Here is a 26,761-nt window from a genome sequence, read left to right as displayed (position 1 = left end):
GAGTGGTATGATAGGTGAGAACGTTAGCATAGAAGGAGAGACATAATGATGTATAAAGGTTACTTAATTGACTTAGACGGTACGATGTATCGCGGAGAAGAACAAATTGAAGAAGCGAGCGACTTCGTAAAAGCTTTAGGAGAGCGCGGCATTCCTTATTTATTCGTTACGAATAACTCAACGCGTAAACCAGAACAAGTGGCAGAAAAACTTGTTCGTTTCGATATTCCAGCGAAAGCAGAGCAAGTATTCACAACGAGTATGGCGACTGCGAACTTCATTTATGAACGTAAACAAGATGCAACTGTATATATGATTGGTGAAGAAGGCTTACACGATGCACTTGTGGAAAAAGGATTTGAACTTGTGGATGAAAATCCTGATTTCGTTGTTGTTGGTTTAGATCGTGACATCACATATGAAAAGTTAGCAAAAGCGTGTCTTGCTGTGCGTAACGGTGCAACGTTTATTTCCACAAATGGGGACATTGCCATCCCAACTGAGCGCGGGTTATTACCAGGTAACGGTTCATTAACATCGGTTGTAGCAGTATCAACAGGTGTGGATCCAATCTTTATCGGAAAACCAGAATCAATCATTATGGAACAAGCTTTAAAAGTTCTTGGTATAGGAAAAGATGAAGCATTAATGGTTGGGGATAACTATGATACAGACATTTTAGCAGGAGTAAATGCTGGTATGCATACGCTTCTTGTCCACACTGGAGTCACAACTGTGGAGAAGTTAACAGAATACGAAGTTCAACCGACGCAAGTTGTGCATAACTTGACGGAGTGGATTGAGAAGATGTAATGAAATGCAGGTAGCCGGAAGAGGTTACCTGTTTTTTTATGCATAATTGCATATGTACTATAGGTATACGGAATGTAAAATTTAAATGTATTGATATAAGGGAGGAATAAGAATGTACTGGATGTCATGTATTATGCTTGTTTTTACATTATGCGTTTTGTTCTTTGTTCTATGGAAAATATATAAAATAAATGAAATGAAAAAAAGCGCAGGAAAACTTATTGCAATGTATCCTCGGGTGAAAAGACGTTGGATTGCATTACTTGGACCAGCATATTTCATTGGACAATGTATGTATATATATGCTCAGTACGTAAGTGGCGATATTGATACAGTTGAACAGTTTTTTATTCAGCTAGGTATTCATGCTGTAGCAAGTTGTTTTATGACTTTAATAGCTATACATCTTATTAAAAGTGTACAAATATATGAAAAAGGTGTAATAGATGGATTAAACTTTTATTCATATGAAGAATTGAAAGGCTATAAAACATCAACATGGGAAAATCCAAAAGAAAATATATTTTTATATCGCGGGAGAGAAAAAATGAATGACAATGTGAATTTACTTATTAGAAAGGAAGATATGAATGAATTAGAAAGCATTCTTCAAAGATATATTCCGAAATTAATGGTGAAATAAAAAAACTCCGGTTTTAACAACCGGAGTTTTTTATTAGAATGCACGATTCACAACGTCTTTTACTTCTTCAAGATATTGTTTACGCACATCATTATCCACAGAAGGGACACTTGTATAGAATGTATGCTCAAGTGTTTCAATACCTGTAAATTCAAAAATACCAACATCCGCTGTTTTCTTCATTGCATCAAACATACCGCCTGCTGTGTATGCCTCTTTCGTATTGCCCATTGTAGATAATAACAATCCTTTTTTACCGCTTAATAACTTTTCAATGCCGTTTTCACCGTAAGCATAAGCAAATCCATGGCTAAACACACGGTCAACGTATCCTTTTAAAATAGCAGGAAGTCCCGCCCACCACACTGGATAAATGAATGTAATGCTATCAGCCCAAGAGATATGCTCTTGTTCTTCTTTAATATCTTCGGGTGTGTTTCCTTGAGAAAATGAGATGAAATCGGAAGCGCCTAATACTGGATTGAAGTTTAATTCGTATAGATCGCGAACGCGTACTTCATGACCTTTTTCTTCTAATTCACGTTTTACCGTTTCTAAAATCGCATGGTTGAAGCTTTCTGTATTTGGGTGTGCATAAACGATTACATGTTTCATTGTTCTTCCTCCTATTTGTGGATATGTGAATAGCTATTTGTATATCTGTAACTATTATGGTTACTACTTTTATAGAAGTCAAGTAATACATATGTATGTATAAAAAGACGCTCGAAAATCGCCTTTTTATACCCCGCTCATACAAAGTACAAAGAAGACGAATAAAATGATAACAATACCAATGCCAAAGTTAAATACGAGAGTACTATCCATATATGTAGCCTCCTTGTTTGAAAGTAAAAAGCACTCTAGTTAAGAGTGCTTTTTTTATTTTGAATCTACTTTATAACTTTTAGAAAGTGATTCATGCGTGTAATGATTTACATTATTTTATGTATTTATACTTTGAAATGAGTAAGTCCTTGTTGGATATAGAAAAAAAGACACTCGTTCGAGTGTCTTTTAAGATGACAAAATGTGCCAATTGCTTGAGGTTGATAAGACGCTAATTTCCGTGTTAACGCCTTTTCTTTAATCAAGAAGTGTAGCAACAGCGATTCAAATAAATTGTACCATCTGTTTAATCGCGGTGCGTATGCAATTGTGCATATTATGATCATGAGGTAGGTAATGAACTGTGAATAATTTGAAGTGATTTATTTACGATTTCTTCTGCGGCATATATGCCGATTGCGTCTGTTTTTAAAATATGGGGTTGTAAGTTATCATGCATTGCCCCTAACTCACCATGAAGTGGTGCGAAGGCATGGTTCGCCTTTTCAAGCATGCATAAATCAAGTAAAGAATCCCCAGCTGTAATAATCGTATCTATTTGCAAAATTTCTTTTATATATTGCACGGCGTCCCATTTATTAATTGGTTTTGGTACAAAGTATAGCTTTCTACCTTGAAGTGAATGATTCCAGCCTTGTTTGTCTAACCAGGAAGTGAAGGATGATAATTCATCATAAGGAATGTTCTCCCGTTTAATAATGCAATAATGGAATAGATCATCAGCTGTTTTTTGTGATATAACCCAATCTTTATGAGCTATTTGTCCAAATTCCTTTAGTATGTCGTTTCTCTCTATACATTCAACCGATAGTCTTTCTTTTACTGTCCTGTTCCAAGTACCATCTTGTTTCCCGTTATGAAGGATATTGCCGCCGTTACTTGTAATGGCGTATTCGGGAATGATTTCGTTTTGGAATAAAGCAATACGCTGAAACTGCTCAATAGTTCTTGTTGTAACTGGGATGAAATGTGAGTGCAGTTGTAATTTTTTTAGTAGTGAAATGGTTTTATGTGATATGAAAGAAATTTCTTTTCCATCTAAAGTTTCAATGAGTTGAATTGATTCATCTTCTATAGGGGCACGAAACGATTTCCGGGAATAAATAAGCGTTTGATCAAGATCACTGGCGAAAATCATATTGTTTCCTTCCTAAGAAGCTTAATGAGCCCGCAACATGAATAAGCCATATTCTCATAGGTTTCAATTGGGACATTCTTTTCTTTAGCGAGAAGTAAAATATGCTTTAAATCGGGATTATTTTGCTTACGTATTAAAATTTTCCACGGTATTCTCCGGAGTAATACACGAGTTGTTTCACCGACTCCTGGCTTAATTAAGTTAATATCGTCAATTTTAAAGTGATTTTGGATAGACTGTATATCTTTTAATCCTTGCCAAGATGGATCAGTGTAAGTTGAAGTAATATAACGTAATTGATTATCTATATGAGAATGAACAGAAGGGAATAAATCTGTTACCTCATCAACGAAGAAATTTGATAAGTCTTCTTGTTCTAGCTCCTTATAATATTTAACACCATGAAAATCATTTGGACCGATATAGGTGTCATTTAGTACAGTGCGGCTAATTAGTCCAGAGACTGTTGCATTTAAGCAAGCGCTAGGAATAAGAAAATCTTCACGTGTACCGTAAATTGAAGTACAGTAACCGGGATCAGCAAGCACAGCCATACAATGAGAAATGTGTGTATTATTTCGTTCGTTAAATGTGTGTACTGCATATTCTAATTCTTTTTTTATTGCACCTTTCCCAGTCCATCCATCAATGAATTGAATTGTTTCTTTAGGGTGATGTTCTAAAATATAATGGAGTGCATTTTCATCAATACCGCGTCCGCGAACAATAGAAATACAATAGTGAGGTACATCAAGGTTGTATTGATAGCGTATGTAGCGTTTGATAAGAATGCCAATAGGTGTACCAGCACGAGCTAATGAAACGAGGACAAGGTTAGTTCCTTTAGTTTGTATAATCTGTTCGGCGACAACTCCAACAGCGATGGCTAGTTTGTGTTTGTATTGTTGCAGGGAAGAAAAGAATAAATCCATATACGCTTTAGATGGTTTATATTCCATTGGTAACATTTCGGAATAATGTGTGCCAGCTTGAATTGCTTGTTCTCTAGTTTCCGTGGAACTTTCTTTCATTAAATCACTAATATCTTTTAATAGAAAAATAGCATCATTTGGATTGTAACTACTAATATGAGAATTTACTTTTACCATAATTATCAACCTTCCTTTTCTATACTATTTGAAAATGAGACGATATGAATAAAGGGAATAACTGTTTGTAACTGCTGTAGAAGAGGAAACAGGGCTTTTTCTCCTAAATCACGCTCAATAAAAACAAATACTTCATCGTAATCATGAGGTGAAATATTATAAAAGTAATTTGTAATAGTAGAATCTTCAGGACTTGGATATGAGAAATGATTATGAATGGCATAGTTCACATCATTTGAAACAGGATGGATAGGGCTTCTTGTTGTAGATTGATATAAAATATTTTCACCCATTTCAGCAGCAATTTTCATTGGGATATACATAAATTCACCCGTTCCGAGACAGAGTGTTCGTTTTCCAACTCTTTCTCTTTTTAAAGCTTTTCCTGCTTCTTGAGCGAAAGAATGAATGTGCTTTTGTTCATATGCTGAAATGCTAAATCGCCCAGTATATTTTATATAATTTGATGTATAGGGTGATTTTGGGCAGGTAAGGGTATGCTTTTTGAAATCAGGTTTTGTTTCTTTAATTTGAATATCTGTTTTTGCAATATTTAATGGTTGGCCAGTTGTATGAATACTGCCTTCTAATAAAGAAATAACATGAATCTTAATTTGAAGTTCTTCTTCTAATTGTTTAAATTGTTTTCTATCAGTATGAGAACGCCAGTCTAATAAAGAAGCAATTATATATTCTTCTCGTGGGAATTTATTTTGAATAGATCTAATAATATTTAATGCTGTTTTTCCTGTTGTCATCTCATCATCTACGAGAACAATTGGATTGTTATTTTGAAAAAAGCTTTCATCTACATAACAACGGTGCGATGTTGCATGAGAATGTTCTTCCTCAAATGTAATGACAGATTCTAGGTGGGGTATCGATTCCCTAGTTGTATGCACATACTTTGCATTTTGAAAGCATTGAAACATAGAATGACCAAGTGCTGTCGCTGTTTCAGCGAATCCGATGAACAAAACTTCTTCTTGCAGAGGATATTGATAACGAAATACTTCCTCTGGGATTTCATCAATTTCTAATGAAATGAGATTTAAAATTTCTTTTTGAAATGGATGAGAAATATTATGTAGTATTTCCATATATCTTGCAGCGAGAGCAACTCCACTTGATAGGGAGACTGCAGGTTTAATAGGAAGATGCTTTCCAAGGATTGTACTCACAAATAAAAAACTACGTTTCTTATTTATTCTCGCAGCCATTTGAAAAAGCTTGTCTAGCGCTAAATTATATGGATTATCACGTACTTCTACATGGACTTGTATATTATTTAAAACGTTATACGTGTTGCTTTGCGTTTGTAATAAGGAGATCGGTGAATTGTTTGTTTTCATGTAGCACCCCGTAAATATTAGATTTTAAAATGGTTTTGCGAGCCCAGCCATAATGAGGTTTTACTTCATTCATTTTGTTAGAAAAACTACTTTTTAGCACTCCATTATACGTATCTGCATTTTGTAAAATGGATCTCGCATCTAAATAATCTTCCATTGTGACAATATGCATTGCCTGTACAACTTTAATATGAGATGGGTGAATAACTGTCTTACCGATTAATCCATTTGCATGGTCGAGTGATACCTCTTGGATGAGCCCTTCTTCATAATCATTAGAAAAATATTCCCATACACATCCTGAAATAATATATTCATTTGTTGCCCTTGAGAAAACGTTAATAATGTCCGAAATACAATCACGAACAACAGTAATATGATAGATAGGTGTGTATTTATTACGCCGAATACTAAATATACTTGAAAAGTCAGTAGCACCAATACGTACATTTAAGATGTGATCACGATAGGAATCTAGTAAATCCTTTATTTGTAATAATGATTCTATCCGTGTTTCTTTATACATAATTTCTGGTGATTCTAAAATCGGCATTCCATAAAGTGATAATGAGTATAACTCGTTTATATATGCAAGCTGATTGATATAAGCCTTTCCATTAATCGGTGTGAATTTTGGAAAGACAAAACCACATAAACAATGAACAGCACTACCTAATTCAGTAACAATTGTCTTCATTTGACTTGGCTGTCGAACTCTAATAAAAAGAAGTGGGATGTCTGCTTGATTTAGTATGTTGGCACTGACTAAGTTGGCGATTTGCTGTATTTGAACGACGATGTTTTGCTCTGCAAGTTTTACTTCTTCATCGCTGATAGCGTCCTCTAGACAAAGAATAATTGAGGTAGCATCCACATGTTTCTTTCTAATTATATCTTCCGCAATCGTTTCTTTCGTGCCAGGAGTATATAGTGTGGCGCCTAGTGCGTAAGCTAGTTGTTCTTTCCCTATATTTTTTGAAAAACTAAGAGGTTCTTTATAGAAAAAATTTTGCCGTTCTTCTAAGGAGAGGTAAGAAAAGTAATTCAAATTGTCACCACCTTATTTGTAATGATTCTGTTTAATTGTAACATAATAAGAAAAATCTTCCATAAAAATGAAGCGAGAAATTAAAAAAATATATTGAGAAAGATGAATTATAAGATGAATATCGAATATTGTTAATAGAAATATAATAGGGGGAAAGAGAAAGTGGATATATATAAGTTAACAGAGGAAGAAGCAAATGAGATAAATACGTGGACGTACGAGGAACCATATAGTTTATATAGTTTTTCAGGCGAGAAAGAAGTAATAGAAGAGCTATTAGATGGAACGTATTATGGCTGTTGTGTCGATCAAGGAGAGTTCATCGGCTATTTTTGTTTTGGAGAAAATGCACAAGTACCAGGTGGAAGAGATGCTAATTTATATGGTGGAGAAGATGTGATTGATATCGGACTTGGTATGAAGCCGGCGTTAACTGGGAAAGGAATGGGGAAAGAATTTTTCCAAGCTGGAATAGCGTTTGCCACGAAAGAGTTTAACGCAAACATGTTTCGATTAAGTGTAGCAACATTTAATACAAGAGCGATTACGCTATATAAAAATATCGGATTTAAGCAAGGGCCTATTTTTTTGAGTCGCGGAAGAGAATTTATGCTTATGGAATACGAAAGACCGTCAGCATGAAACTGACGGTCTAGAAAACATTATTATTCCGAGTGATCAGCTCGGTGCGCTAAACGGCTTGAGGCAGCGGCAGCAATTCCGCCAACGATATCGTCAAGGAACGTGTGCACTTTTCCAGTTGATTTATCATTTAAGTATTCTAAAATACCAGGTTTTAATTTATCGATATATCCAAAGTTCGTGAAACCGATAGATCCGTATACATTCACGATAGAAAGTGCGATAACTTCATCAATTCCGTATAAGCCTTCATCACGTTTTACAATATCTTGTAACGGCTCACTTAGCATTCCCTTTTCAGCAAGGACATCAAGCTCGATACCAGTAATCAGTGCGTTTTGTACTTCACGTTTTGATAGTACACGTTCTACATTGTAACGGCATTCTGACATCTCTAAATTTGGATGATATTTTTTTTGAAGAAAATGAACAAGTTCAGCAATATCGTCAATTGTTACACCGCGTTCTTGTAATAGTTGTAATGCTCTTTCTTGTAGTTGATTTGATTCTTTCATGTTTATCACCTTTTTTTCTTTTTAGTATTTGTATACGTTTCGTTGCTTTATCATGTGCATAGGAATGAAAGGCGAGCACAAGCTCATATATATAAAGAAAAACCATAGGTGGCGACTGCGATGATTCAGCATATTTATGAGCATTATCACATGCATGTTAAAGAATTAATCCCCCTTGGCCCCTATAAAAGCTTTTGGATTCGCAACAAAATTTATGTACTTGTTCCAATTGGAGAAATGGAGGAAGAAGTACTTGTAGAGATGAAAAAGCTCAGTGATTATATGAACCAGCAAGGGGATATAACTGTAGCGACTTTCGTTCCGACTATACACGGCTACTATGTAAGTGAGATAGAAGAACAAAATTACTGCTTATTAAAAGGTATGCGCACGTTAGAACGACATGCTATGTCATTAGGAAGTGAGCTTTCTATATTCCATAAACGAGGTGCATTCTTTCCAGAAGAAATTGAGCAATTAAGCCGTATTGGTGAATGGAAAGCGTTATGGGAAAAAAGGCTCGATCAATTAGAAAAGTTTTGGCAATCACAAGTGATGAACCACCCTTCAGATGTATTCGATCAATTGTTTATTGAATCCTTCCCGTATTACTTAGGAGTTGCAGAAAATGCAATTCAATATGTTGTCGATACAGAAATGGATGATACGCCGCAACTAACGGATGCAGCAACAATTTGCCAAGAACGATTCACACCTTTATTATGGCATCAAACGAAGCGGCTCAAACTTCCTTTTGATTGGGTGTATGATCACCCGAGTCGAGATATTGCAGAATGGATCCGCCATATGACGATAGAAAAAAAGAAAGACTGGGAGCAAACAATCGTTCAATTTGTTACAGATTATGAACGTAATTATTCGCTATCCTCATTTGGTTGGCGCTTATTATTTGCAAGGCTCCTGTTCCCGCTTCACTATTTTGAAACGGTCGAACGATATTACCAAACTGGAAACGAAGAACAAAAAAGCATATATAGAGATCGCTTAGAAGCCATTTTACACGATGTGAACCGCTCAGAGCAATTTATGAAGCATTTTTATGGCTCACTTCGTTTACCAGTAGATAAGCTTGGGATTAGAAAATTAGATTGGTTATCTTAAAAATATAAAAAAGAGACCGAGTGAGGTCTCTTTTTTATATACCACAATTTTATGTAATACATTATGCCCCTACCTGCTGATCTGTACATATATTTAAAACGAATTGATGCCTTTCGAGCTTTTCATTTACTTTACCCAATAATTCTTGCTGGATTTCTTTAAATAAAAATTGATAGCTTGTATTCCATGTTGGTATAACGGATGAAAGGCCTAATAAATACTCTTTCTTCTTTTCTAGTTCTTGAATTGTTACAAAAGTGTTCCCCATTTTTGGCATCTGTCGTCCCCCTATATTTTTTTACTGTATATGTGTGAACGATTCACTATATAGTATTAATTATCGCATTTTTTGAGAAGGATTTCCAATTTTGTTTTATGATGTTAACGGATAAATGTGATTTGAATAAAAAAAGGAGACCAAATTTGGTCTCCTTTTAGAAGGCGATTCTGAACGAGCTGCTTCTGCTTTTAATTAATATCTAGCTCCAGCGGCTAAAATGTTCGGTGGCTTCGCTTCTTCCGTCGAGGCAAAAAGCGCCTCTATGTCAGAAGCTCCATCCCCCTCACATTTTGAGCGAGCCGCTTCCGCTTTTAGATTAAAATACTTGTTCTACTTCGATAACGCCTGGTACTTCTTCAAGTAACGCGCGCTCGATACCAGCTTTTAGTGTGATTGTAGAACTTGGGCAGCTTCCGCATGCACCCATAAGGCGTAGTTTTACGATACCTTCTTCAATGTCTACTAATTCAACGTCTCCGCCATCGCGAAGTAAGAATGGACGTAATTTATCTAATACTTCTAATACTTGTTCTTGCATATGTGGGTTTTCCATTTTTATCGACTCCTTTCATCAGTTTTATTATAATCAAGATAGAGGGGAAAATCTATTTTTTCTCTTCTTGTTTTATTGTCGAAATATTGTATCGTGTTTTTTCAGTATAGGGGTATGGAATAAGTTTGTAAAATGATGTGCTTATGTAATAAGACATCTGAATATACTGTTGGGACAAGAAGTGGGGGAGAAGAAATGGTTAATGTTCAAGTGTATGGGACGAAAGTAATTTGTGCGAGCTGCGTCGGAATGCCATCTTCAACAGAAACGTTTGAATGGTTACAAGCGGCAATTGGTCGTAAATATGAAGGACAAGAAAATAAATTTAATTTCGAGTATATTGATTTCCAAGAAGAACAAGAAGATGCAGATAAAAAAGCATTCGCAGAGCGCGTAGTGGAAGAAGATTTATTTTATCCGGTCGTTCTTGTAAATGGAGAAATTGTTGGAGAAGGAAATCCTCGTTTGAAGGATGTTTATGAAGAAATCGAGAAATATTTATAAAACAAGAAGTCTTTGCGAATTTGCAAAGGCTTTTTTTATTGGAGGGATAGATATGAAAAATGGAGTGAAGCATGCGTTACCAACGGAAGTACAACAGTTAATGGAGCGGTACACAGTAGAATTAAAAGAAATTTTTTTAGATGAAAAAATAGTAGGGGTATATATTTACGGCTCCATCGCACTTGGTGCATTTTATGCAGAAACGAGCGATGTTGATTTTGTTACAGTAATAAGTGATTCCGTGAATGAAGCTGAAAAACAGCAGCTTGTGGAACTACATAAGAAACTTAGTGATAATACGCTAGGTAAAAGAATGGACGGTATGTATATTCCGCTTGCTGACTTAGGGAAATACAATGATGAAATGAACGAGTACGTGTATTGTACAGATGGTAAAGCTAATGTTGGTCATTGGGACATTAATGCGGTCACATGGTGGACGTTGAAAAATCAAGGCATTACAGTTACAGGAAAAGAAGCAGAAGATCTTCCGCTGCAAATACAATGGAATGATGTAGTAAATACGATGAAATACAACGTAGAACAGTACTGGAGTGAAAAGGTGAAGAAGCCATATTTATTTTTTATAGAAGAGTGGGTAGAATCAGCTGTCGTTACGATGGGACGCATTTTATATACACTAGATTATAAAACAATCGTTTCAAAAGATAGAGGATTGCAATACTTGTCAGAACGTTCAGCGGAAGAATGGGAGCTCTTATTAAAAGAAGTAGCGAGAATACGGCACAATCCAAAAGAAAAGCGAATGCTCTCAAGGTGGAGAAGAGCAGATATGACGAAGAGGTACTTACTGCATTTAATTGAGACGTGTAGAGAGAAATGGTAGGGAAGAAAATGGACAATACAGTGGGGTGTATTGTCTTTTTTTATGTTGAATTTGGTATATAATGGTTTAAAAGGTTTAATTATACTGGAGGGGATAGGATGAATATAGAATTAGCTACATATGAAGAAAAGAATGAACAAATGAGTATGCGCCAAGTAATTAGCATTCTATTAATTATTTTTGGGGTCATGCATGGAATTGGTTTTTTGAACCTTTTATATGATTCTTCCTTATATCCATGGTATGTAGATCATCTTATTCCACCTTTCACGTTTTGTATGATTATCGTAATGTATGCACCGGCAAGAAATTGCTGCTTACATTTAATAAAATCATTACAATTCAATAATTTTAAACACTATGTAACGATAGTAATGACAGCGATTGTAATGCTTATATATCTTGCAATATTAAATTTAGTTTTACCACATGGGATTGGTGTGGACGAGTCTAGTATAGTAATAAAGCCTACTAAAAGTGAAATCATTTTATATGTAGTTGTGCTCACCATTTTTGCACTGATTTGGGAAGAACTTTTATTTCGGGGGATGTTTTTTGCGAAATTATCCCAGCGCTTTTCGGCACTTACTAGTGCCGTTATAAGTGCTTTCATATTTACTTTTGGCCATCCCCTTACAGTAGGTAGTATTTTATATATTTTTGGTATGGGTATATGTTTAGCATACACATATAAGAAAACGAAGAATTTACTCGTTCCAATTGGGATTCATTTATTAAATAATTCGTTTTATTTATTAGTAAATTTTCAACTATAAAAAGACGCCTTTTAAAAAGGAAGTCTTTTTTATTTTGTAGTAGATAGAAAAGTATTTACAAGTATTGTGTAGAGGAAAGATAATAGAAAAAATATGCGCATGGGGGAAGATGATGAGTAAATATAAATTACATATAGATAAAGAACAACTATGGAAAGGCTGCGTTTTAAATTCGATTGCCCATGCAATTAATGTAGCGCATTGTCCAGATTTCTCACATGAAAGTTCATGGGATGGATTTAACTATAGTATGCAAGATAGCCAAGGCGGACAAGGGACAATTACGTTTCATCCGAATTACACGATTGTATGTCTTCAAGATGTGAATAGCGAGAGAATTGATGAGTGGATTGATGCGAAAAATTATTTTGAAGGGGCACCTTCGGAAGTAATAGATATTGCGAAAGAAGAAGCACTTCAATACGTATTAGAAGAAGTAGAAGGCGAAACAGTTCCTTTTATTACAACTGCATTTTGGATTGAGGATAGTGGTGCGTATTCAATTGATTCATTTGAAGAGATGGAAGAGCACGGCGGATTCTTATTAGAAATTCCATTAATTGATACAGAATCAGCAATAGAAAGACTGGAAGAAGAGTATGAACTGACAGAGGAACAAATAGAGCTTTTACAACTCGTGTATAAGAAAAAAATCCAAAGTCCAAATGAGGAAATTAAGTTGTCTAAAGAAGAAATAGCAATGATTGGAACGGAAGATAGCGAAGGATTGGAAGTTAGTAAGGACTCATTTGAAGAAATGAATATTACTTGGGAGTTGTAGGGGGATAACATGTTTCCGATTGGTGATCAGCCGAAGATTATGAAAGACTTAGCAAGTATAGCTGGTGATTTAGAAGAAGTAGCGATTGAGGGGAAAACAAAAAATATAGAACGACTAGCATCTTTGAAAGTTAAAAAGTTATGGATGTTCACAGTAAATCAAAAGCAGTTTGATCATATTCTTACGTATGTTTGTCCCGATATATTATACGTTTACGAAATGAGGGTCGAGGATTTAAGTAGCCTTCAGAAATTGTCTAATTTACAACAGTTGTATATGTGCTGGAATACAAAAGCGAAGACGTTATGGGATATTGATTATAATAAAAAACTCAAATCCTTACTAATTGATGATTTTTCTAAGTTAGAAGATTTAAGTGCTTTAAGTAAGTGCACACAACTTAATACCTTCTATATGGGTGGTGGAATAAATACAGCGATGAAAGTACAAACTTTAAAACCACTCGCTGAATTACAGCAGTTGCAAAAGCTTACTTTGATGAATTTAAAGGTTAAAGATGATTCATTAGAACCGTTAATGCAATTGAAAAATTTAAAGGAGTTAAGCTTATCTAATCAATTTAAAGTGGAAGAGTATGCAAAACTCTCTGTAGCATTGCCATATACGGTATGTGAGTCTTTTAAACCTTACGTATATATGAACGATGCAATAGATGGGAAAAATATAATGGTGACTGGGAGAAGAAGGCCAGTCCTTAATTCAAAAACGGATACTGTGAAGATGCAAAAGTATGAAGAACGATTTAAAAAGTTACAAGAAGAATATAAAGCACTAGTAGAAAGCACAATGTGAAATTACATTGCACTTTTTACTAGTTTTTTCATATACATATCAACTTCATGAAAGAATATGGGCTCTTTTTCCTCGGTATTCAGATGCACGGCGCAATGTAAATATTGCTGTAAGTAGCGAGTAGCTTGTTCGTACTGTTTTAATTTGTAGAAAGAAAAACAGGTAAGAAGTAGAAACGGTTTTTCTTCTAATATTGGAACGACAGCTAGTACGGGAGTAATGGAATGTATATTTATTTCCACTAAATTTTCATAAGATGCCCACGTTTGAAACCAGTCGAAAATAGTAGAAAGGTAATTCGGAATTTCGATAGTTTCATGTGAAACATTATGCAATAACTGGTTCTGTTTGATATGCATAGGCTCTATTCTCGTTTGTAGAATGCAATCGAATATTGAAATGTTCTCTTTTATTTGTAATTGGTTCGTAATAAGCTGCGGGAGACCGATAGGGTGGACTCCTATATTTATATAAAAGTCATCTCCAAACTGGCTTTTTTGTATGTTAATGAGCTTATAAAATCCGTTTTCAGCTTTGAAAAATGTATGTCTTTTTTTCTTAAAGCCGAGTGATTTTAAAGTGGCGTGTAAATTTGTAATAAAATCTTGCTCCTTTTTAGAGCCAGGCTTACTCTTCGTCATATTCATACGTAGTTAAGTTTTGTAAGAAACTTTCAAAGTTAGGTGCTAATTCAATAATTTCCTCAAACTCATTATCGATAAATATAACTGGAGGATTTTCAGCTACATTTCGATAGTCTAATGCAATCCATGTATGTCCATCACCAGATAAAAGTACGATATTCTCAGGCATTTCCCATTCTCGAATTAAATAGCAGCTCTCTAAAATACTAGATTCATTTTCATCAAAAGAAATACCATATAAACCAGATACATTAACGTGATCGTCTGCCCAAGGATTTGGCTTTGAAGTAGGGTGAACATCGAGACGAAGAGTTCCCCCATTTTGTTCTTTTAGAAGGGTTATATATGATTCTGGAAGCTTTACGTTCAGTACTTCTTCTGCTTTTTTGATTAGTTCATCGTTAATGGGTGCTAGTTTTAAATAGTCATCGTCTGCCCAAATTGTACTCTTCATATTCGGTTACCTCAAATAATAGTTTTAAGAATCTTATGTCATATATTATAGTTAGTTTAGATAACACGCAATAGAGGGAGGGACGGAGTATGGATGTGTATGAATACCTCGATCACGTAAATTCTAAAGAAGATTTATTAAAATTTCTTGTATACCTCCAAAAGGATTTTAAAGTGAATAAAGATGAATGGGAGAATGTAGAGGTAGAGACTTATTTAGAGGCATTAAATAGTTGGTTAGGTTCTTGTGAATCGGTTTATATAAATCAAGGAGAGAAGTTTCCAGAAAATATTTCATGGAAGTTTATTGCTCAAATGTTACTTGCGGCAGCTCATTATGAATAAAATTAGATTTTTAAAAGATAGAATGGAGAAGATATCATGATTAATCATAATAAAATTAAACAACTTTTAGCACATGTAGATCGTGCTGAGGATAATGAAATTGAGCTAGAGTATGAATCTGAACCTATGACGATAGAATTGTTTAATAGTGAAGAAATAGAAGAAGGGCAACTTGGTTATAGTTTTGATGAAGAAGGAGATTGGAAAGAAGGATGGATTGTAATAGGGATAGATTCATATCTTGGAGACCCGATTTTTGTAGATAGTAATGATGAGAACTGTCCAGTTTATACAGCTATGCACGGTGAGGGAGAATGGGAGCCGGAATGTATAGCGGAGCGTATAGAAGATATTATTGAGAAAGTGAAGGGGAATGTGCGAGAAATAAAATAGTATTTCAATGTGATTAAGAGGGAGGAAATGTAGTATATATTTACTAAAAAAGATGTATAAAAATGATTTTGATGCATCCTTTTTAGTGAATATATAAAATAATTAACTTAGTGTATTAAAGATATGATACATGATTATTTTAATATATTTAAAAGTAAAATGAAATAAGAAACGGATAATTGTCGGAATATATTCGATTTCCGTTCATTTTTATGAAATATGTGTACTTTTTGTTAGATTCCTTCATTTTGTCCATATACAATAAATGTATATAGAAATAAGAAAAGGATGAGGTACGTGAAGGACACTGTTTTACAAGAAACGATTTCTCCACAAGAATTACATAAAGTTGTTCAAAAGAATACAGCTTATTATGATTTTAAGTGGGGTAAAGTAGAAAACCCTGCGCAAGGGAATACATGGAATTGGGTAGCCTTTTTCTTCCCAACCTTTTGGTTAGCTTATCGCAAAATGTATAAGTTATTTATTATATTTGCGTTATTGGCTATACCTAGTATAGTTATAACCCCTTTTATAGATATTCCAGAGGGGATTTATGTAACATTTAGTTTAGCTCTTCAATTAGGAATGATGATATTTACTGGATGGCAAGGAAACCGTTTATATTATAAGCAGGCTGTTCGTGTTTTTCGTAAGGGAGAAGATGCGTCTGATCATGAGAAGGCGTATTTCTTACAATCTAAGGGTGGCGCTAGTGTAGCTGGTATGATTGGTTTACAAGTTATAGTCGGGATTGTGTTTGGCGGAGCTATGCTCGGACTTTCTCTTTTACCAACTGAGCCGAATATTAAAAACGTTGTTCGTTCAACTGGTGAAGGGGTTACTTTAGAGATTATGACTGATAATCCAAACTGGAAGTTTGTGAAGAAAGAAAAAGATTATGATGTAGTAGAGTTTACTGGTTATGATTATACAGAGAAGAAAAACGTGAAAATTAAATTTGCTGTTTATTTCGATGAAGATTATTTCGAGTGGCAAGAGGTATATGAAAATAATAAGAAGTTAAGTGAAGAAGAAGTAGAAGAATATCAAATTTATATTGAAGAAAATAATTGGGGTTTCTAGAGGGAACTCGTTCATTTTGAAAAGAAGAATCTTGTGAAGGTTCTTCTTTTATTTATTAGGGGGAGAGAAATGATTTCAGCATTAATAGAAGCTCTAATAGGATCTATTAGTTTAAGTACGGGTTTACACACGAAAAAGATTGATGCTAACATACTTTACTTGCAGCAGTATGAATGGTTTCGAATGATATATGAAGACGAGAAGTATCGAAAGTTATTTATTACGAACTACAAAGTTCGCTCATATTTACAAAGTAAGTTAAGAGTTCGATTGCTCGTAAAAAATAAAAATGCACAACGAAGATTTTTAAAATTAGTAGAAGAACAAATAGAAAAAAAGCATACGAATTGAAATTTTGTAAAATACAATAAAAAATGAGAATTTGAGGTAGGCTTGTCAATAACGTGAGACTATGGCACTATAAAGAAATGCTATACAAATTTTATTTATCGAGATGTAAACATCAATTTTGATTTTTACGTATAAATAATGAACGGAGGAAATGAATTTATGGCTACTTTACCAAATTGTCCAAAATGTAATTCAGAATATACGTATGAGGATGGTGTTCTTTTCGTATGTCCAGAATGTGCTCATGAGTGGGGCCAAGACGCAGAAGCTGAAAATAATGATGGTGCAAAAGTTGTAAAAGATGCGAACGGAAACGTTCTTCAAGATGGCGATGCAGTTACTGTTATTAAAGACTTAAAAGTAAAAGGAACTTCTTCAGTTGTGAAGATCGGTACGAAAGTAAAAAGTATCCGTCTAGTTGATGGCGATCACGATATCGATTGCAAAATCGACGGTTTCGGAGCTATGAAGTTAAAATCACAGTTCGTTAAGAAGGCGTAAGACAATAAAAAGAGGAGGCGAATAGCCTCCTCTTTTTATTATGTCACTTTTTGTCGGTAAATCGATATTTCGTACAAAATCGTTGATATATTCTGAGTTATGATAGATATATTTGAAAAATCGTTGATATATTGCAAGTTATGATAGATATATTGAAAAAATCGTTAATATAATTTCATTCATCGTGAACTACGCAAGATTCACCGTGCATCATAGTCAATTTCTTTCAACTGACATCGTTTAGTAAAGAATGTTTTATATCCAAGCTGTAAAAAGATAATGACAGCAAAGGCAGTACTTCCAGAAATACCGAGTATGATAGCGATTTGATATTGAATGGCTGTGAATGGTGATACACCGGATAATATTTGACCAGTCATCATGCCTGGTAAGCTTATAATCCCCATTCCGACCATAGAATTAATTGTTGGTAAAATAGCAGAATCAAAAGCGTCTCGAATGAGCGGAGCAGCAGCTTCTTTCGGTGTTGCTCCGAGCATAAGTGCACCTTCAATTTGACCTCTTTGCGACTTCATATTGTTTAAGAACGTATTCGCGCCGAGAGAAACACCAGTCATGGCATTCCCAACTAACATTCCTGTAATAGGGACGATATATTGCGGAGCATACCAAGGGTCATGACCGATAATAACGAAGATAAATAGTAGAAGTGGCCCAATTGATCCGGCGACCATGGAAAGGGCGGCTACTCGTTTTAATTCTTTAGACATCGGGATGTTAACTCGTTTATAAATATTAAAAATTGCAAAGGTAGTAATAGAAGTAATGAGAGCAATTGTATAAAATGGATTACTGTTTTCAAATACGTATGTAAGGACATATGCAACAAGTACGAGCTGAATGGTCATACGGAATGTTGCGAGCGCGATTTGTTTTTCGCGAGGTATTCCTTTTAATTTTACAAGTCCAATTAAAATAAGAATAAAAATATAGGCAGCTGCAAGTTGCCAAATTTGGAGTTCAATAACGCCCTTCAACAGAGAGCACTTCCTTTCTAGTTGCACCGTTTGCTTTACTAATCTCAATAATGTCGTCTGCAATTTCTTCTGGAAGTTGTTGTGAGTGTGTGATGAAGATAATTGTTTTTTTCTTTTTTCGTGCTAGTTCAGTAAATTGTTTCATAACGCGGCGTTCTGTATCACTGTCTAATGCTGAAGTTGGTTCATCTAATAAATAGACAGGCGGATCCATAAGTACGATACGTGCAAAGGCAAGTCTTTGTTTTTCACCGCCGGATAATGAGGAGGCGCTATCTTCTAATTGCTTGTCTAAGCTAACGGTTTGTAGTGCGCTCCGCAGGGCATCATCATTTGGAAATGGTTTTTCAGAAAGACGAAGTCCCATTAATAGATTTTCTTTAACGGTTCCATCAAAAAGAGGTGGAGTTTGCCCAAGCATAACTACGTCACGACGTAATTGAATAGGCGGATAATCAGAAATTAACTTTCCGTTATATTCAATTGTGCCGGATGTTGGAGATTGTAAATCGTTTAACATGCGAAGCAATGTGCTTTTTCCGCTTCCGCTTTCACCGATAATGCAAGTGATCTTTTCTTTTTGAATCTGTAAATAAGGAATGTGTAGTATATCTTTATATATAACGTCTTTTAATATAAACATAAATCGCTCCTTTCTGATTCTAGTTATATCGTATCAAAAAAGAGGGGGAAATGGTTATAACGAACAACGTTTTTTCTGCGTCTTGAGTTTTATTAATAAGTTAAGTAAACGATCTAATTCTTGGCTGAAAGAAATCACTTTATCATGAGTGAATCCGTATCGTTCAACGAGATAGATTAACTCTTTCTTTTTCGCTTCTATTCGATTGTTTAGTTTCGATAAGTTCATAAGTGGAATGTAATGCCTCCTACAAAAGTATTTATAACATAAAAAATAAGACCGAATGAATTCGGTCTTCAAGGAAATAATAAAACAACTTACAAATAGCATACACTGTTTATCAATAGTTTTTAATATAAAAATGAAAAATAAATCATTATACATATTGAGAAAGATGTGTCTGATAATTTTTAAAAACTGATGCAAAGAAGCTGCCTACATAGTAGACAGCCTGTAAAGTATTAACCTTTATGATATTTGTACATCCAAAGAAGGCCGGATTTTAATAATCTTGGTACACGTCCCATTAACGGTTGATTTGCGAGTAAACCGAATCCATGCTTCTTACCAAGAGATCCTAGAACACCTTTTAATTTAATAACAGGTAGTTCATCAGGGAGTGGTTCATTATTCCAACGTTTTAATAATATTTGGACAATTTGTTCTCCTTGACCTTCAGCAAGTTGGGCAGATGGTGCATGTGGAAGTGCTGCGCAATCTCCTACAACGTAAACGTGCTCGTTGTTTGGAATATTGTGATATTTCGTTAAGACAACCCGTCCGCTACCATCTTGTTCAACTGGAAGGTTTCGAACAACTTCATTTGCTTGAATACCAGCTGTCCAGACAATTGCATCACATTCAAGTGGTTCATCGTGATTATACACAATATTTGGTTCCACTTTTGTAATGTTAGAGTTTCTTATAATATTAACTTTATGTTTTACGAACCATTCTTCTACGTATCTACTTAATTTCTCTGGATACGGGAATAAAATTCTATCTTTTCGATCAAATAAATAGATTTTTAAATCAGAACGGCTTTCGCGAAGTTCACTTGCAACTTCCACACCACTTAAGCCAGCACCAACGACAGCTACTGTTGCATTTGGTTCTAGACTATTTAATTGTTCATATGTTTTACGTGTTTGTTCAATTGATTGTAGACTATGTGTATATTCCTTCGCCCCAGGAACGTTATGATATTTATCTTCACAGCCAAGTCCGATAATTAAATCATCATATTGGATTGCTTCGCCGCCATCGAGATGAACCGCTTTTTCTTCGAGGTCAATATTTGTTATTGTGCCGTATTGAATATTGAGGCGTGGGTGCTCAGGAAACGGTATACGAATATGCGTTTCTGAAATAGTACCCGCAACTAATGCATAATATTCAGTTTTGAAGCAATGATATGGTACTTTGTCGATTAATGTCACTTGTACATCATCTGGAAGTTGGTTGCTTGGAAGTAGCCTTTGTAGAATTCTCATTCCACCGTAGCCGCCACCTAGTATTACGAGGTGTTTCATGATGGATTACCCCTTTTCTGTTGAAATATCCCCTAATCATAAAATTTTATATTAATAAAATATTTTGACTTTACTCAATCAAATTATATCGAATTTGTGAACAAATAACAATGCATGAATGAATACTCTGTTGTACAATAAGAAGAAAAGTAAAGTAAACTGTTTTGCCCTTTTAGTTACTATTTCATTGCAAGTAGCATGTTATATAAAATAAAATCATCTACTTTGAAGTGAAATAGTGAAGTAACTAAATAGTTTAGGATGTATAACGAAAACAACAAGAGACAGCTTAGTTTTCTTCTTATAGATGAAGTCAGAAGGTAATTTGTTTTGTAGTACAGGGGGGAGAATTTTGATTAAACCATTAATTGAATTTTGTGTAGGTAACCTTGCAAGTGGTTCACAAGCAGCTCTAGAAAAATTAGAAAAAGATCCGAATTTAGATGTAATGGAGTATGGTTGTCTAGGGTATTGTGGTATTTGTTTTGAAGGACCGTTTGCACTTGTAAATGGTGAAGTTGTACAAGGTGCAACAGTAGAAGAGCTTGTTAATAATGTATATGAGTATTTGGATGAAAATCCAATGTTTTAAGGTGTTGCGAATGAGCAACGCCTTTTTCATTTTATTTTAGATAAAACGTTATTTTGGAGGGTAGTTTAATACTATAGATAAATAAAAAAAGGCCCTTTTTAGAAGGGCTTTTTTCTTACACAATGTGTGTAAGAGTGGCTCATCGCCAAACGTTGTCAAATATGAGAAACGGGGGACATTCATATTGTGTTCTAAAAGCATGCATTCTATACTTAAAATAACAAATTATTTTTGGAGTGAATACAAATGAGCCAATTTTCTTTTACAAAAATGCATGGTCTTGGCAATAGTTATATATATGTAAATATGTTTGAAGAGCAAATTCCCGAAGAAGATTTAGCTCTTGTGGCGGAAAAGGTTTCAAATATTAATACTGGTATTGGAGCAGACGGAATGATTTTAATTTGTCCGTCTGATGTAGCTCCGGTGAAAATGCGTATGTTTAATAATGATGGATCAGAAGGAAAGAGCTGTGGTAATGGTTTGCGCTGCGTAGCGAAATATGCGTATGAGCATAAACTAGTAGAGGAAACAGTTTTCACAATTGAAACGTTAGCTGGCATTGTAACGGCTGAAGTAACAGTAGAAGATGGTTTCGTGACATTAGCGAAAATCGATATGGGAGCACCGCGTCTAACACGTGCAGAAATACCGATGCTCGGTGAAGGTGAAACACCATTTATTCGTGAAAACTTCTTATATAATAATCATCGTTATGCATTTACGGCTGTTTCAATGGGGAACCCGCACGCGGTTATTTTTGTTGAGGATGTAGAGAAGGCACCTCTTACAACACTTGGTCCAGTTCTTGAGACACATGAAATGTTCCCAGAGCGAGTGAATGTTGAATTTATCGAGATTTTAAACGATGAAGAAATGAATTTCCGCGTTTGGGAACGTGGTTCAGGTGTAACGCAAGCTTGCGGAACAGGGGCATGCGCTGCCGTTGTAGCTGCTATTTTGAATGGGAAGATGGAACGTGGTAAAGAAATTACAGTCCATTTAGCTGGCGGCGATTTAATGATTGCGTGGACAGAAGAAGGAAACGTGTTAATGAAAGGACCTGCGGAAGTAATTTGCCGCGGAGTGTATGAGTACAAGATAGAAGCGTAAAGATGTATAATAGAATGAGAACAGAAAGGATGGTGTATTTCATGATTGAAGTAACAGAACAAGCAGCTTTTCAAATTAAAGATATGTTAAAAGATGCTGAAGATGGAGAGAAGTATGTGCGCCTTGCTGTACATGGCGGCGGATGTACTGGCCTTTCTTACGGCTTAGGATTTGAAGTAGAACCAAAAGAAGACGACACAGTTCTTGAGTTTTTCGGTGTTGAATTTGTTATCGATACAGAAAGTGCTCCAATTGTTAAAGGAGTAAAAATTGATTATAAACAATCTATGCTTGGTGGCGGATTCACAATCGACAATCCAAACGCAATCGCATCATGCGGATGTGGATCATCTTTCCGTACAGCGACGAATGCTGGTACGCCAGAAGAGTGCTAAGGTTTTAGCCGAAATAGAAAAAGACCTTTTTAGCGATGGAATAAAATCGTTAAGGAGGTCTTTTCTTTTGCCGTAAAAGCCCGATTACCAAGGTTAATCAATATTTCACTTTATTTTTGCATAGATGCAAGTATCAGTTAGTTGTTTGCTGTCAGCTGAAAAATCTTCATTACGTAATATCCCTTCAAGTTCAAAGCCTAGTTTTTCAGGGAGTGCACGACTTTTCGTGTTATTACATTCACATCGTATTTCAATCCTTCTAAATTTGAATAACTGAAATCCAAGGTTTGTTAACGCACTTACTGTTTCTGTCATATATCCACTGCCACTAAATTGCGTGTTAATCCAGTATCCAATTTCACATTTAGAAACCTTCCAATCAATTCGATGAAGGCTAGCTGTTCCAACAAAATCATTCGTCTCTTTATGATAGATAAGATAGCGAAAGCTTTCTCTTTTCAAAAAATCTATATGTGCATTTCTCAGAAGAATTTCCGTTTCTTCAACAGTAGGAATGGACTGAAATAAAGACAACCATTGCTTTAATTCATTAATGGAATCTTTAATAGCTTGTTGTACTATATCCCCTTCACCAGCTTGAAGTGGTGCTCGAAGAATGAGTCTGTCTGTTTCTATTTGTAACGGAACATCTAATAAAATAGAGTTCATATCATTTCTCCTCTCGAAAACTTTAAATTAGGACAGAATGAAACTTATATCATAAAAAAACTTTCACCCAAAAGAAATAATTCTGGAGGACGAGAGTTGCAATTTATAATAAATGAATTGAAAAATACTTTATCTCACTAATAGAAAATCACGTCACAGCATCACCATTAGTTATTATAGAACTGTGCGAAGTACAGGAATATAGTAAAGCTTATCTCCCATAAAGGAACCTCTCAAAAACGCGTAAACAATAAATATATATTCAATTCATTATTTAGAAATCCCTTTTCACATATTGAAAACTAAACTATCATTCGGTACAGCAGCATTAGGCTGTTAAACTAATGCATATGTTAATTGAATAAGGAATTATTATTTTTTAACCTGCTTTAAATTGAACGCATAATTCACGATTGATTATCTAAACGCAATCGCATCATGCAGATTTGGATCACTTTTCCGTACAGCGATGAATGCTGGTAAGTCAGAAGAGTGCTAAGTTTTTAGCCAAAATAGAAAAGACCTTTTTAGCGATAGAATAAAATCGTTAGAAAGGTCTTTTCTTTTGGCGTTAAAACAGAAAATGCATGTAAAGTTACTTTAGAATTTAATTTGAATGTTATTATATAGAGAATATATGATAATTATTGTGAATTCGACTTTCATATTGTTCGTTTAAGACAAGATTATGCAACAGAAATGTAAATGAATAGAAGAAATATACTATTTATTAGTTATATTTAATGTTAATATTTGTAACGAAGATGATTGGTGAGGGCTGATTAAAGTTTCACTTTATATAAAAAAGGTGCATGAGAGAGAAGGCTATAGCAAATTGTATAGAACTGAATAGTTCCGTATTAATTAAAATACGTTGATTACTAGATATTAAAAAATACCGGGGGGATTAGAGTGAAGTCATTTAAGAGAATACTTATAGTAGGGATGGCGTTGACTACAGTATCGATTTTGGGAGCTTGTTCTAGCGATACAGACGTATTAACAAAAGTAGGAGCAAAGCAACCAGCGAAGGCGGAAGGTGACGTACTAAAAGATCAGAAGAAAACACCTATGACTACGAGTAAACGTGAAAGTATTAAAAATGAGGACGCTTCATCATCACAGAAGCGTTATATTTCTCATGATGAATCTCAAAAAATTGAGGAAGGTATGACGTATACGGATATTCTTAATACGATTGACTACGGTGGTGAGAACATAAAATATTATAATAACAATGAAAAACGCGTATTTTATACTGAAAAAGATACGGATGGTACATATGAAATTATGGTTGAATTAAATACATATGGTTACGTTGTGAATATTGAACGTACTGCTATAAAAGATACAGATACAGATAAAGATAAAGATAAAGATAAAGGTAAGGAGAATCGGGTATCTACGAAACGTATTGAAGAGCCTGTAAAGGAATATGAAGAAAAAAACGATCGTGTACCGTGGTATAAAGATGTAAATAACAATTCGGCAGCAGTAAGTTACAATCAATATTTGAAAATAAAAAAAGGTATGCCCGCGAATCAGGTAAAAGCTACAATTGGACAGCCACATGTGATTGAGAAATATAAATCTTATTCAGTATATGACTATACTGGTTATGGTGGAGAAGGATCATTACGTGTAATCTTTGAACCGAATGGAACTGTTACGGATGTAGTGGAAGATGGTTTACCACGATAATAAATTAATTACGGGAAGAATTGTAGTAAAGTTGTCTTTGATTTTATAAAGTTTTTGGGAGCATCTCCCAATATAGGTGAAAAAATAATTATAGTATTAGTATTTACCGAAGCTTCTTCCAAATTCAATAGCGTTATTGTGGATGTTGTTGCCGTATTATTTTTGTTGATATATACCGCAGTAGGGCAGCAATTGTAATTGGACGTAAAAGGATGCGGAGGAGTAGCAGCTTCCTTTTGAAAGAAGGAGGAAAATATGATGGAGGATATTTTTGAATTCATAGGGAGATACGTAATTAAACCTATTATTAATTTAGTAAGATATCTTGTAATAGAGATTATAATTGAGGGCATAATAGAAGGCGTAATAAACGGTATAAGGAAATTACGTGATAAGTTGCGAAATTGGCGTGAAAGACGTTATTGGCGGTAGTGTAGCTGATGAGAGTGTGAAACAAAAACGTTATACAGAAGTTATGAAGAAGTTTAATGAAATGATAGCAAACCACCCGCATTTAGAATCTGTACTCGTTCCAATTGGTGATGGAATGACAATTTCTAAAGTGAAGAAATAATTATTATCTTACAAAAGTGTAATGTTCATGTCATGTTTTTGAATTTCTTCTTTAAGCTCTGGGCTTTAAGATAAGAATATAAGAAAAAACATATGAGGTGAAGGAAATGAAAAGATACATTGCGCTATTTAGTATTTTAGTTGTATTCGCAAGCTTGTTAGTTGGTTGTGATTTAAACCGTATGGGTAAAGATGAGTACTACGTTCAAATTACAGTAGATGGAAAAGAAGTTCATAGTAAAGCTGATAATGGTCAAAAATTTAAAGATTATGAATATAAGTTGACTGGCTTTGATAAAGACGGTAAAGAGAAAGAATTAGAATTTACAGCTCAAAAAAATCTTCGTAAAGAAGCATTCCTACGCGTATATCACTCAGATAAAAAAGGTGTATCAGCTTGGGAAGAAGTAAAGAAAGACGAGCTTCCAGCGAAAGTGAAAGAAAAATTAGGCGTGAAATAAGACAGATAGAAAAGGAATTGACGAACAGGGTCAATTCCTTTTTTTGCTTTCAAATTCTTCTTCTGAAATGACTTTAAATCCGTGTCTTTTAAATAAAGCAGTAGTTACCCCGTAACCAGTTTGCTTATTGCCATTAAATTCACCAGTGTAAATCGTAGAACTGCCACAAGATGGACTACGTTCCTTTAAAATAATATATTCTGGGTGTAAATTTTTAATTTGTTCTAATGCTTTATAAGCACCATTTACGAAAGCTTCTGTGACATCTTCACCATCTTTTGTCATCACTTTCGCTTTTCCGTCCAAAACGTCGTCGCCATTCCCGCCAATAATTTCAGCAGAAGGACGAGGTGTTGGCAGTCCTCCTAATACTTCAGGACAAATGAGGACTGTATCTTCTTTTTGTAGTAGCTCCTCTATTTTTGAAACGAGATTGTCATTTCCGTCATATCGACAAGCTATACCACCTAAACAAGCGCTAATTACGATCATATTTTCATCTCCATTAAAAAAATATTAAATTCCA

General features: G+C 34.7%; 36 protein-coding genes and 1 pseudogene. 21 read left to right on the top strand and 16 right to left on the bottom strand.

Features of this window, described 5'->3' with window-relative positions:
• The first annotated feature begins 48 nt into the window (after positions 1 to 48).
• Positions 49 to 813 (top strand): TIGR01457 family HAD-type hydrolase, encoded by a 765-nt coding sequence (locus QCI81_RS11785; protein WP_000276470.1) that lies wholly within the window; start codon positions 49 to 51, stop codon positions 811 to 813.
• Between the two features lie 112 nt (positions 814 to 925).
• Positions 926 to 1,456 carry an iron ABC transporter substrate-binding protein gene (locus QCI81_RS11780; protein WP_098852456.1) on the top strand — a complete coding sequence of 177 codons (531 nt, stop codon included), beginning with the start codon at positions 926 to 928 and terminating at the stop codon, positions 1,454 to 1,456.
• 33 nt (positions 1,457 to 1,489) lie between these two features.
• On the opposite strand, the gene QCI81_RS11775 is transcribed toward QCI81_RS11780, so the two are convergent.
• From QCI81_RS11775 to QCI81_RS11755, 5 genes are all read right to left on the bottom strand, one after another.
• Entirely contained in the window at positions 1,490 to 2,071 is a 582-nt protein-coding gene (locus tag QCI81_RS11775) for an NAD(P)H-dependent oxidoreductase (protein ID WP_000683411.1), read from the bottom strand.
• A 556-nt stretch (positions 2,072 to 2,627) separates the two neighbouring features.
• Positions 2,628 to 3,443, bottom strand: coding sequence for an HAD family hydrolase (locus QCI81_RS11770; protein WP_000575380.1), 816 nt, complete (start codon positions 3,441 to 3,443; stop codon positions 2,628 to 2,630).
• Complete coding sequence (locus QCI81_RS11765; protein WP_063548941.1) at positions 3,440 to 4,552, bottom strand: cysteine protease StiP family protein; 1,113 nt, start codon at positions 4,550 to 4,552, stop codon at positions 3,440 to 3,442. Before QCI81_RS11765 ends, QCI81_RS11770 begins: the two co-directional genes overlap by 4 nt.
• Before the next feature lie 5 nt (positions 4,553 to 4,557).
• On the bottom strand, positions 4,558 to 5,904 hold the full coding sequence (locus QCI81_RS11760; RefSeq protein ID WP_023523339.1) for a phosphoribosyltransferase family protein: 1,347 nt from the start codon (positions 5,902 to 5,904) through the stop codon (positions 4,558 to 4,560).
• The gene (locus tag QCI81_RS11755) at positions 5,849 to 6,952 is read right to left on the bottom strand and encodes an HpcH/HpaI aldolase/citrate lyase family protein (protein WP_078401278.1); all 1,104 of its coding nucleotides are present in this window, start codon (positions 6,950 to 6,952) and stop codon (positions 5,849 to 5,851) included. Before QCI81_RS11755 ends, QCI81_RS11760 begins: the two co-directional genes overlap by 56 nt.
• A 162-nt stretch (positions 6,953 to 7,114) precedes the next feature.
• Between QCI81_RS11755 and QCI81_RS11750 the strand changes: the two genes are divergently transcribed.
• Complete coding sequence (locus QCI81_RS11750; RefSeq protein WP_353810750.1) at positions 7,115 to 7,594, top strand: GNAT family N-acetyltransferase; 480 nt, start codon at positions 7,115 to 7,117, stop codon at positions 7,592 to 7,594.
• 23 nt (positions 7,595 to 7,617) lie between these two features.
• Here the strand turns inward: QCI81_RS11750 and QCI81_RS11745 are convergent, their stop codons facing one another.
• Complete coding sequence (locus QCI81_RS11745; RefSeq protein ID WP_000665102.1) at positions 7,618 to 8,109, bottom strand: phosphatidylglycerophosphatase A family protein; 492 nt, start codon at positions 8,107 to 8,109, stop codon at positions 7,618 to 7,620.
• Between the two features lie 120 nt (positions 8,110 to 8,229).
• Between QCI81_RS11745 and yutH the strand changes: the two genes are divergently transcribed.
• Entirely contained in the window at positions 8,230 to 9,231 is a 1,002-nt protein-coding gene (gene yutH, locus QCI81_RS11740) for a spore coat putative kinase YutH (protein ID WP_000614218.1), read from the top strand.
• 61 nt (positions 9,232 to 9,292) lie between these two features.
• Here the strand turns inward: yutH and QCI81_RS11735 are convergent, their stop codons facing one another.
• On the bottom strand, positions 9,293 to 9,508 hold the full coding sequence (locus tag QCI81_RS11735) for a hypothetical protein (protein ID WP_001125507.1): 216 nt from the start codon (positions 9,506 to 9,508) through the stop codon (positions 9,293 to 9,295).
• Between the two features lie 319 nt (positions 9,509 to 9,827).
• Positions 9,828 to 10,064: a NifU family protein gene (locus QCI81_RS11730; protein WP_000431159.1), complete on the bottom strand. Its 237-nt coding sequence runs from the start codon at positions 10,062 to 10,064 to the stop codon at positions 9,828 to 9,830.
• A gap of 195 nt (positions 10,065 to 10,259) precedes the next feature.
• Between QCI81_RS11730 and QCI81_RS11725 the strand changes: the two genes are divergently transcribed.
• The 5 genes from QCI81_RS11725 to QCI81_RS11705 all read left to right on the top strand — a co-directional run bounded on the left by QCI81_RS11725 (position 10,260) and on the right by QCI81_RS11705 (position 13,785).
• Positions 10,260 to 10,568, top strand: a complete 309-nt coding sequence (locus QCI81_RS11725; RefSeq protein WP_000248588.1) for a YuzD family protein — start codon at positions 10,260 to 10,262, stop codon at positions 10,566 to 10,568.
• Between the two features lie 52 nt (positions 10,569 to 10,620).
• A complete protein-coding gene (locus tag QCI81_RS11720) occupies positions 10,621 to 11,415 on the top strand; it encodes a nucleotidyltransferase domain-containing protein (RefSeq protein WP_353810749.1) in 795 nt (264 codons plus the stop codon).
• Positions 11,416 to 11,513: 98 nt separating this feature from the next.
• Entirely contained in the window at positions 11,514 to 12,191 is a 678-nt protein-coding gene (locus QCI81_RS11715; protein ID WP_353810748.1) for a CPBP family intramembrane glutamic endopeptidase, read from the top strand.
• Positions 12,192 to 12,303: 112 nt separating this feature from the next.
• Positions 12,304 to 12,972: a hypothetical protein gene (locus QCI81_RS11710; protein WP_098852461.1), complete on the top strand. Its 669-nt coding sequence runs from the start codon at positions 12,304 to 12,306 to the stop codon at positions 12,970 to 12,972.
• Positions 12,973 to 12,981: 9 nt separating this feature from the next.
• Positions 12,982 to 13,785, top strand: a complete 804-nt coding sequence (locus QCI81_RS11705) for a leucine-rich repeat domain-containing protein (protein ID WP_071730777.1) — start codon at positions 12,982 to 12,984, stop codon at positions 13,783 to 13,785.
• Positions 13,786 to 13,787: 2 nt separating this feature from the next.
• Here the strand turns inward: QCI81_RS11705 and QCI81_RS11700 are convergent, their stop codons facing one another.
• Both QCI81_RS11700 and QCI81_RS11695 read right to left on the bottom strand, forming a co-directional pair.
• Positions 13,788 to 14,426: a DUF4304 domain-containing protein gene (locus QCI81_RS11700; RefSeq protein WP_071730793.1), complete on the bottom strand. Its 639-nt coding sequence runs from the start codon at positions 14,424 to 14,426 to the stop codon at positions 13,788 to 13,790.
• A complete protein-coding gene (locus QCI81_RS11695) occupies positions 14,413 to 14,883 on the bottom strand; it encodes an SMI1/KNR4 family protein (RefSeq protein ID WP_071730779.1) in 471 nt (156 codons plus the stop codon). Before QCI81_RS11695 ends, QCI81_RS11700 begins: the two co-directional genes overlap by 14 nt.
• 89 nt (positions 14,884 to 14,972) lie before the next feature.
• Between QCI81_RS11695 and QCI81_RS11690 the strand changes: the two genes are divergently transcribed.
• From QCI81_RS11690 to phnA, 5 genes are all read left to right on the top strand, one after another.
• On the top strand, positions 14,973 to 15,227 hold the full coding sequence (locus QCI81_RS11690; RefSeq protein ID WP_000383680.1) for a DUF7660 family protein: 255 nt from the start codon (positions 14,973 to 14,975) through the stop codon (positions 15,225 to 15,227).
• A 36-nt stretch (positions 15,228 to 15,263) separates the two neighbouring features.
• Positions 15,264 to 15,620, top strand: coding sequence for a hypothetical protein (locus QCI81_RS11685; protein ID WP_071730781.1), 357 nt, complete (start codon positions 15,264 to 15,266; stop codon positions 15,618 to 15,620).
• 288 nt (positions 15,621 to 15,908) lie between these two features.
• Positions 15,909 to 16,706: a DUF2628 domain-containing protein gene (locus tag QCI81_RS11680; protein WP_098852463.1), complete on the top strand. Its 798-nt coding sequence runs from the start codon at positions 15,909 to 15,911 to the stop codon at positions 16,704 to 16,706.
• A 69-nt stretch (positions 16,707 to 16,775) separates the two neighbouring features.
• Positions 16,776 to 17,057, top strand: a complete 282-nt coding sequence (locus tag QCI81_RS11675) for a hypothetical protein (RefSeq protein WP_098852464.1) — start codon at positions 16,776 to 16,778, stop codon at positions 17,055 to 17,057.
• Positions 17,058 to 17,216: 159 nt separating this feature from the next.
• Entirely contained in the window at positions 17,217 to 17,558 is a 342-nt protein-coding gene (gene phnA / locus QCI81_RS11670) for an alkylphosphonate utilization operon protein PhnA (protein WP_000212735.1), read from the top strand.
• Positions 17,559 to 17,758: 200 nt separating this feature from the next.
• Here phnA and QCI81_RS11665 read toward each other — a convergent pair whose 3' ends face one another.
• The 4 genes from QCI81_RS11665 to QCI81_RS11650 form a co-directional block, all read right to left on the bottom strand.
• On the bottom strand, positions 17,759 to 18,556 hold the full coding sequence (locus QCI81_RS11665; protein WP_016079861.1) for an ABC transporter permease: 798 nt from the start codon (positions 18,554 to 18,556) through the stop codon (positions 17,759 to 17,761).
• Positions 18,540 to 19,199 carry an ABC transporter ATP-binding protein gene (locus QCI81_RS11660; RefSeq protein ID WP_000470263.1) on the bottom strand — a complete coding sequence of 220 codons (660 nt, stop codon included), beginning with the start codon at positions 19,197 to 19,199 and terminating at the stop codon, positions 18,540 to 18,542. The genes QCI81_RS11665 and QCI81_RS11660 overlap by 17 nt, the downstream gene beginning before the upstream one ends.
• A 54-nt stretch (positions 19,200 to 19,253) precedes the next feature.
• Complete coding sequence (locus QCI81_RS11655; protein WP_001054090.1) at positions 19,254 to 19,427, bottom strand: aspartyl-phosphate phosphatase Spo0E family protein; 174 nt, start codon at positions 19,425 to 19,427, stop codon at positions 19,254 to 19,256.
• Positions 19,428 to 19,660: 233 nt separating this feature from the next.
• Positions 19,661 to 20,731 carry an NAD(P)/FAD-dependent oxidoreductase gene (locus QCI81_RS11650; RefSeq protein ID WP_000682065.1) on the bottom strand — a complete coding sequence of 357 codons (1,071 nt, stop codon included), beginning with the start codon at positions 20,729 to 20,731 and terminating at the stop codon, positions 19,661 to 19,663.
• A gap of 352 nt (positions 20,732 to 21,083) precedes the next feature.
• Between QCI81_RS11650 and QCI81_RS11645 the strand changes: the two genes are divergently transcribed.
• The 3 genes from QCI81_RS11645 (at position 21,084) to QCI81_RS11635 (ending at position 22,831) form a co-directional block, all read left to right on the top strand.
• Complete coding sequence (locus QCI81_RS11645; RefSeq protein WP_000595026.1) at positions 21,084 to 21,323, top strand: YuzB family protein; 240 nt, start codon at positions 21,084 to 21,086, stop codon at positions 21,321 to 21,323.
• A 246-nt stretch (positions 21,324 to 21,569) separates the two neighbouring features.
• The gene (gene dapF / locus QCI81_RS11640) at positions 21,570 to 22,436 is read left to right on the top strand and encodes a diaminopimelate epimerase (protein WP_000077392.1); all 867 of its coding nucleotides are present in this window, start codon (positions 21,570 to 21,572) and stop codon (positions 22,434 to 22,436) included.
• Between the two features lie 41 nt (positions 22,437 to 22,477).
• Positions 22,478 to 22,831, top strand: coding sequence for a HesB/IscA family protein (locus QCI81_RS11635; RefSeq protein WP_053563443.1), 354 nt, complete (start codon positions 22,478 to 22,480; stop codon positions 22,829 to 22,831).
• A 105-nt stretch (positions 22,832 to 22,936) separates the two neighbouring features.
• Here QCI81_RS11635 and QCI81_RS11630 read toward each other — a convergent pair whose 3' ends face one another.
• On the bottom strand, positions 22,937 to 23,500 hold the full coding sequence (locus QCI81_RS11630) for a GNAT family N-acetyltransferase (RefSeq protein WP_182812039.1): 564 nt from the start codon (positions 23,498 to 23,500) through the stop codon (positions 22,937 to 22,939).
• Between the two features lie 912 nt (positions 23,501 to 24,412).
• On the opposite strand from QCI81_RS11630, the gene QCI81_RS11620 reads away from it, so the two are divergent.
• The 4 genes and pseudogenes from QCI81_RS11620 (at position 24,413) to QCI81_RS11605 (ending at position 26,235) form a co-directional block, all read left to right on the top strand.
• Positions 24,413 to 25,201, top strand: a complete 789-nt coding sequence (locus QCI81_RS11620) for a hypothetical protein (protein ID WP_353810747.1) — start codon at positions 24,413 to 24,415, stop codon at positions 25,199 to 25,201.
• Positions 25,202 to 25,255: 54 nt separating this feature from the next.
• A pseudogene (locus QCI81_RS11615) lies at positions 25,256 to 25,476 on the top strand (hypothetical protein).
• A 113-nt stretch (positions 25,477 to 25,589) separates the two neighbouring features.
• Positions 25,590 to 25,775 (top strand): O-methyltransferase, encoded by a 186-nt coding sequence (locus QCI81_RS11610; protein ID WP_098852468.1) that lies wholly within the window; start codon positions 25,590 to 25,592, stop codon positions 25,773 to 25,775.
• A 106-nt stretch (positions 25,776 to 25,881) separates the two neighbouring features.
• Complete coding sequence (locus QCI81_RS11605; RefSeq protein WP_000833148.1) at positions 25,882 to 26,235, top strand: YxeA family protein; 354 nt, start codon at positions 25,882 to 25,884, stop codon at positions 26,233 to 26,235.
• 30 nt (positions 26,236 to 26,265) lie between these two features.
• On the opposite strand, the gene QCI81_RS11600 is transcribed toward QCI81_RS11605, so the two are convergent.
• Positions 26,266 to 26,727 (bottom strand): 2-thiouracil desulfurase family protein, encoded by a 462-nt coding sequence (locus tag QCI81_RS11600; protein WP_000635489.1) that lies wholly within the window; start codon positions 26,725 to 26,727, stop codon positions 26,266 to 26,268.
• Positions 26,728 to 26,761 lie beyond the last annotated feature (34 nt).

The organism is Bacillus cereus group sp. MG20 (assembly GCF_040459885.1).
Lineage (GTDB): Bacteria > Bacillota > Bacilli > Bacillales > Bacillaceae_G > Bacillus_A > Bacillus_A cereus.
This window is presented reverse-complemented; position numbering and strand designations above follow the sequence as displayed.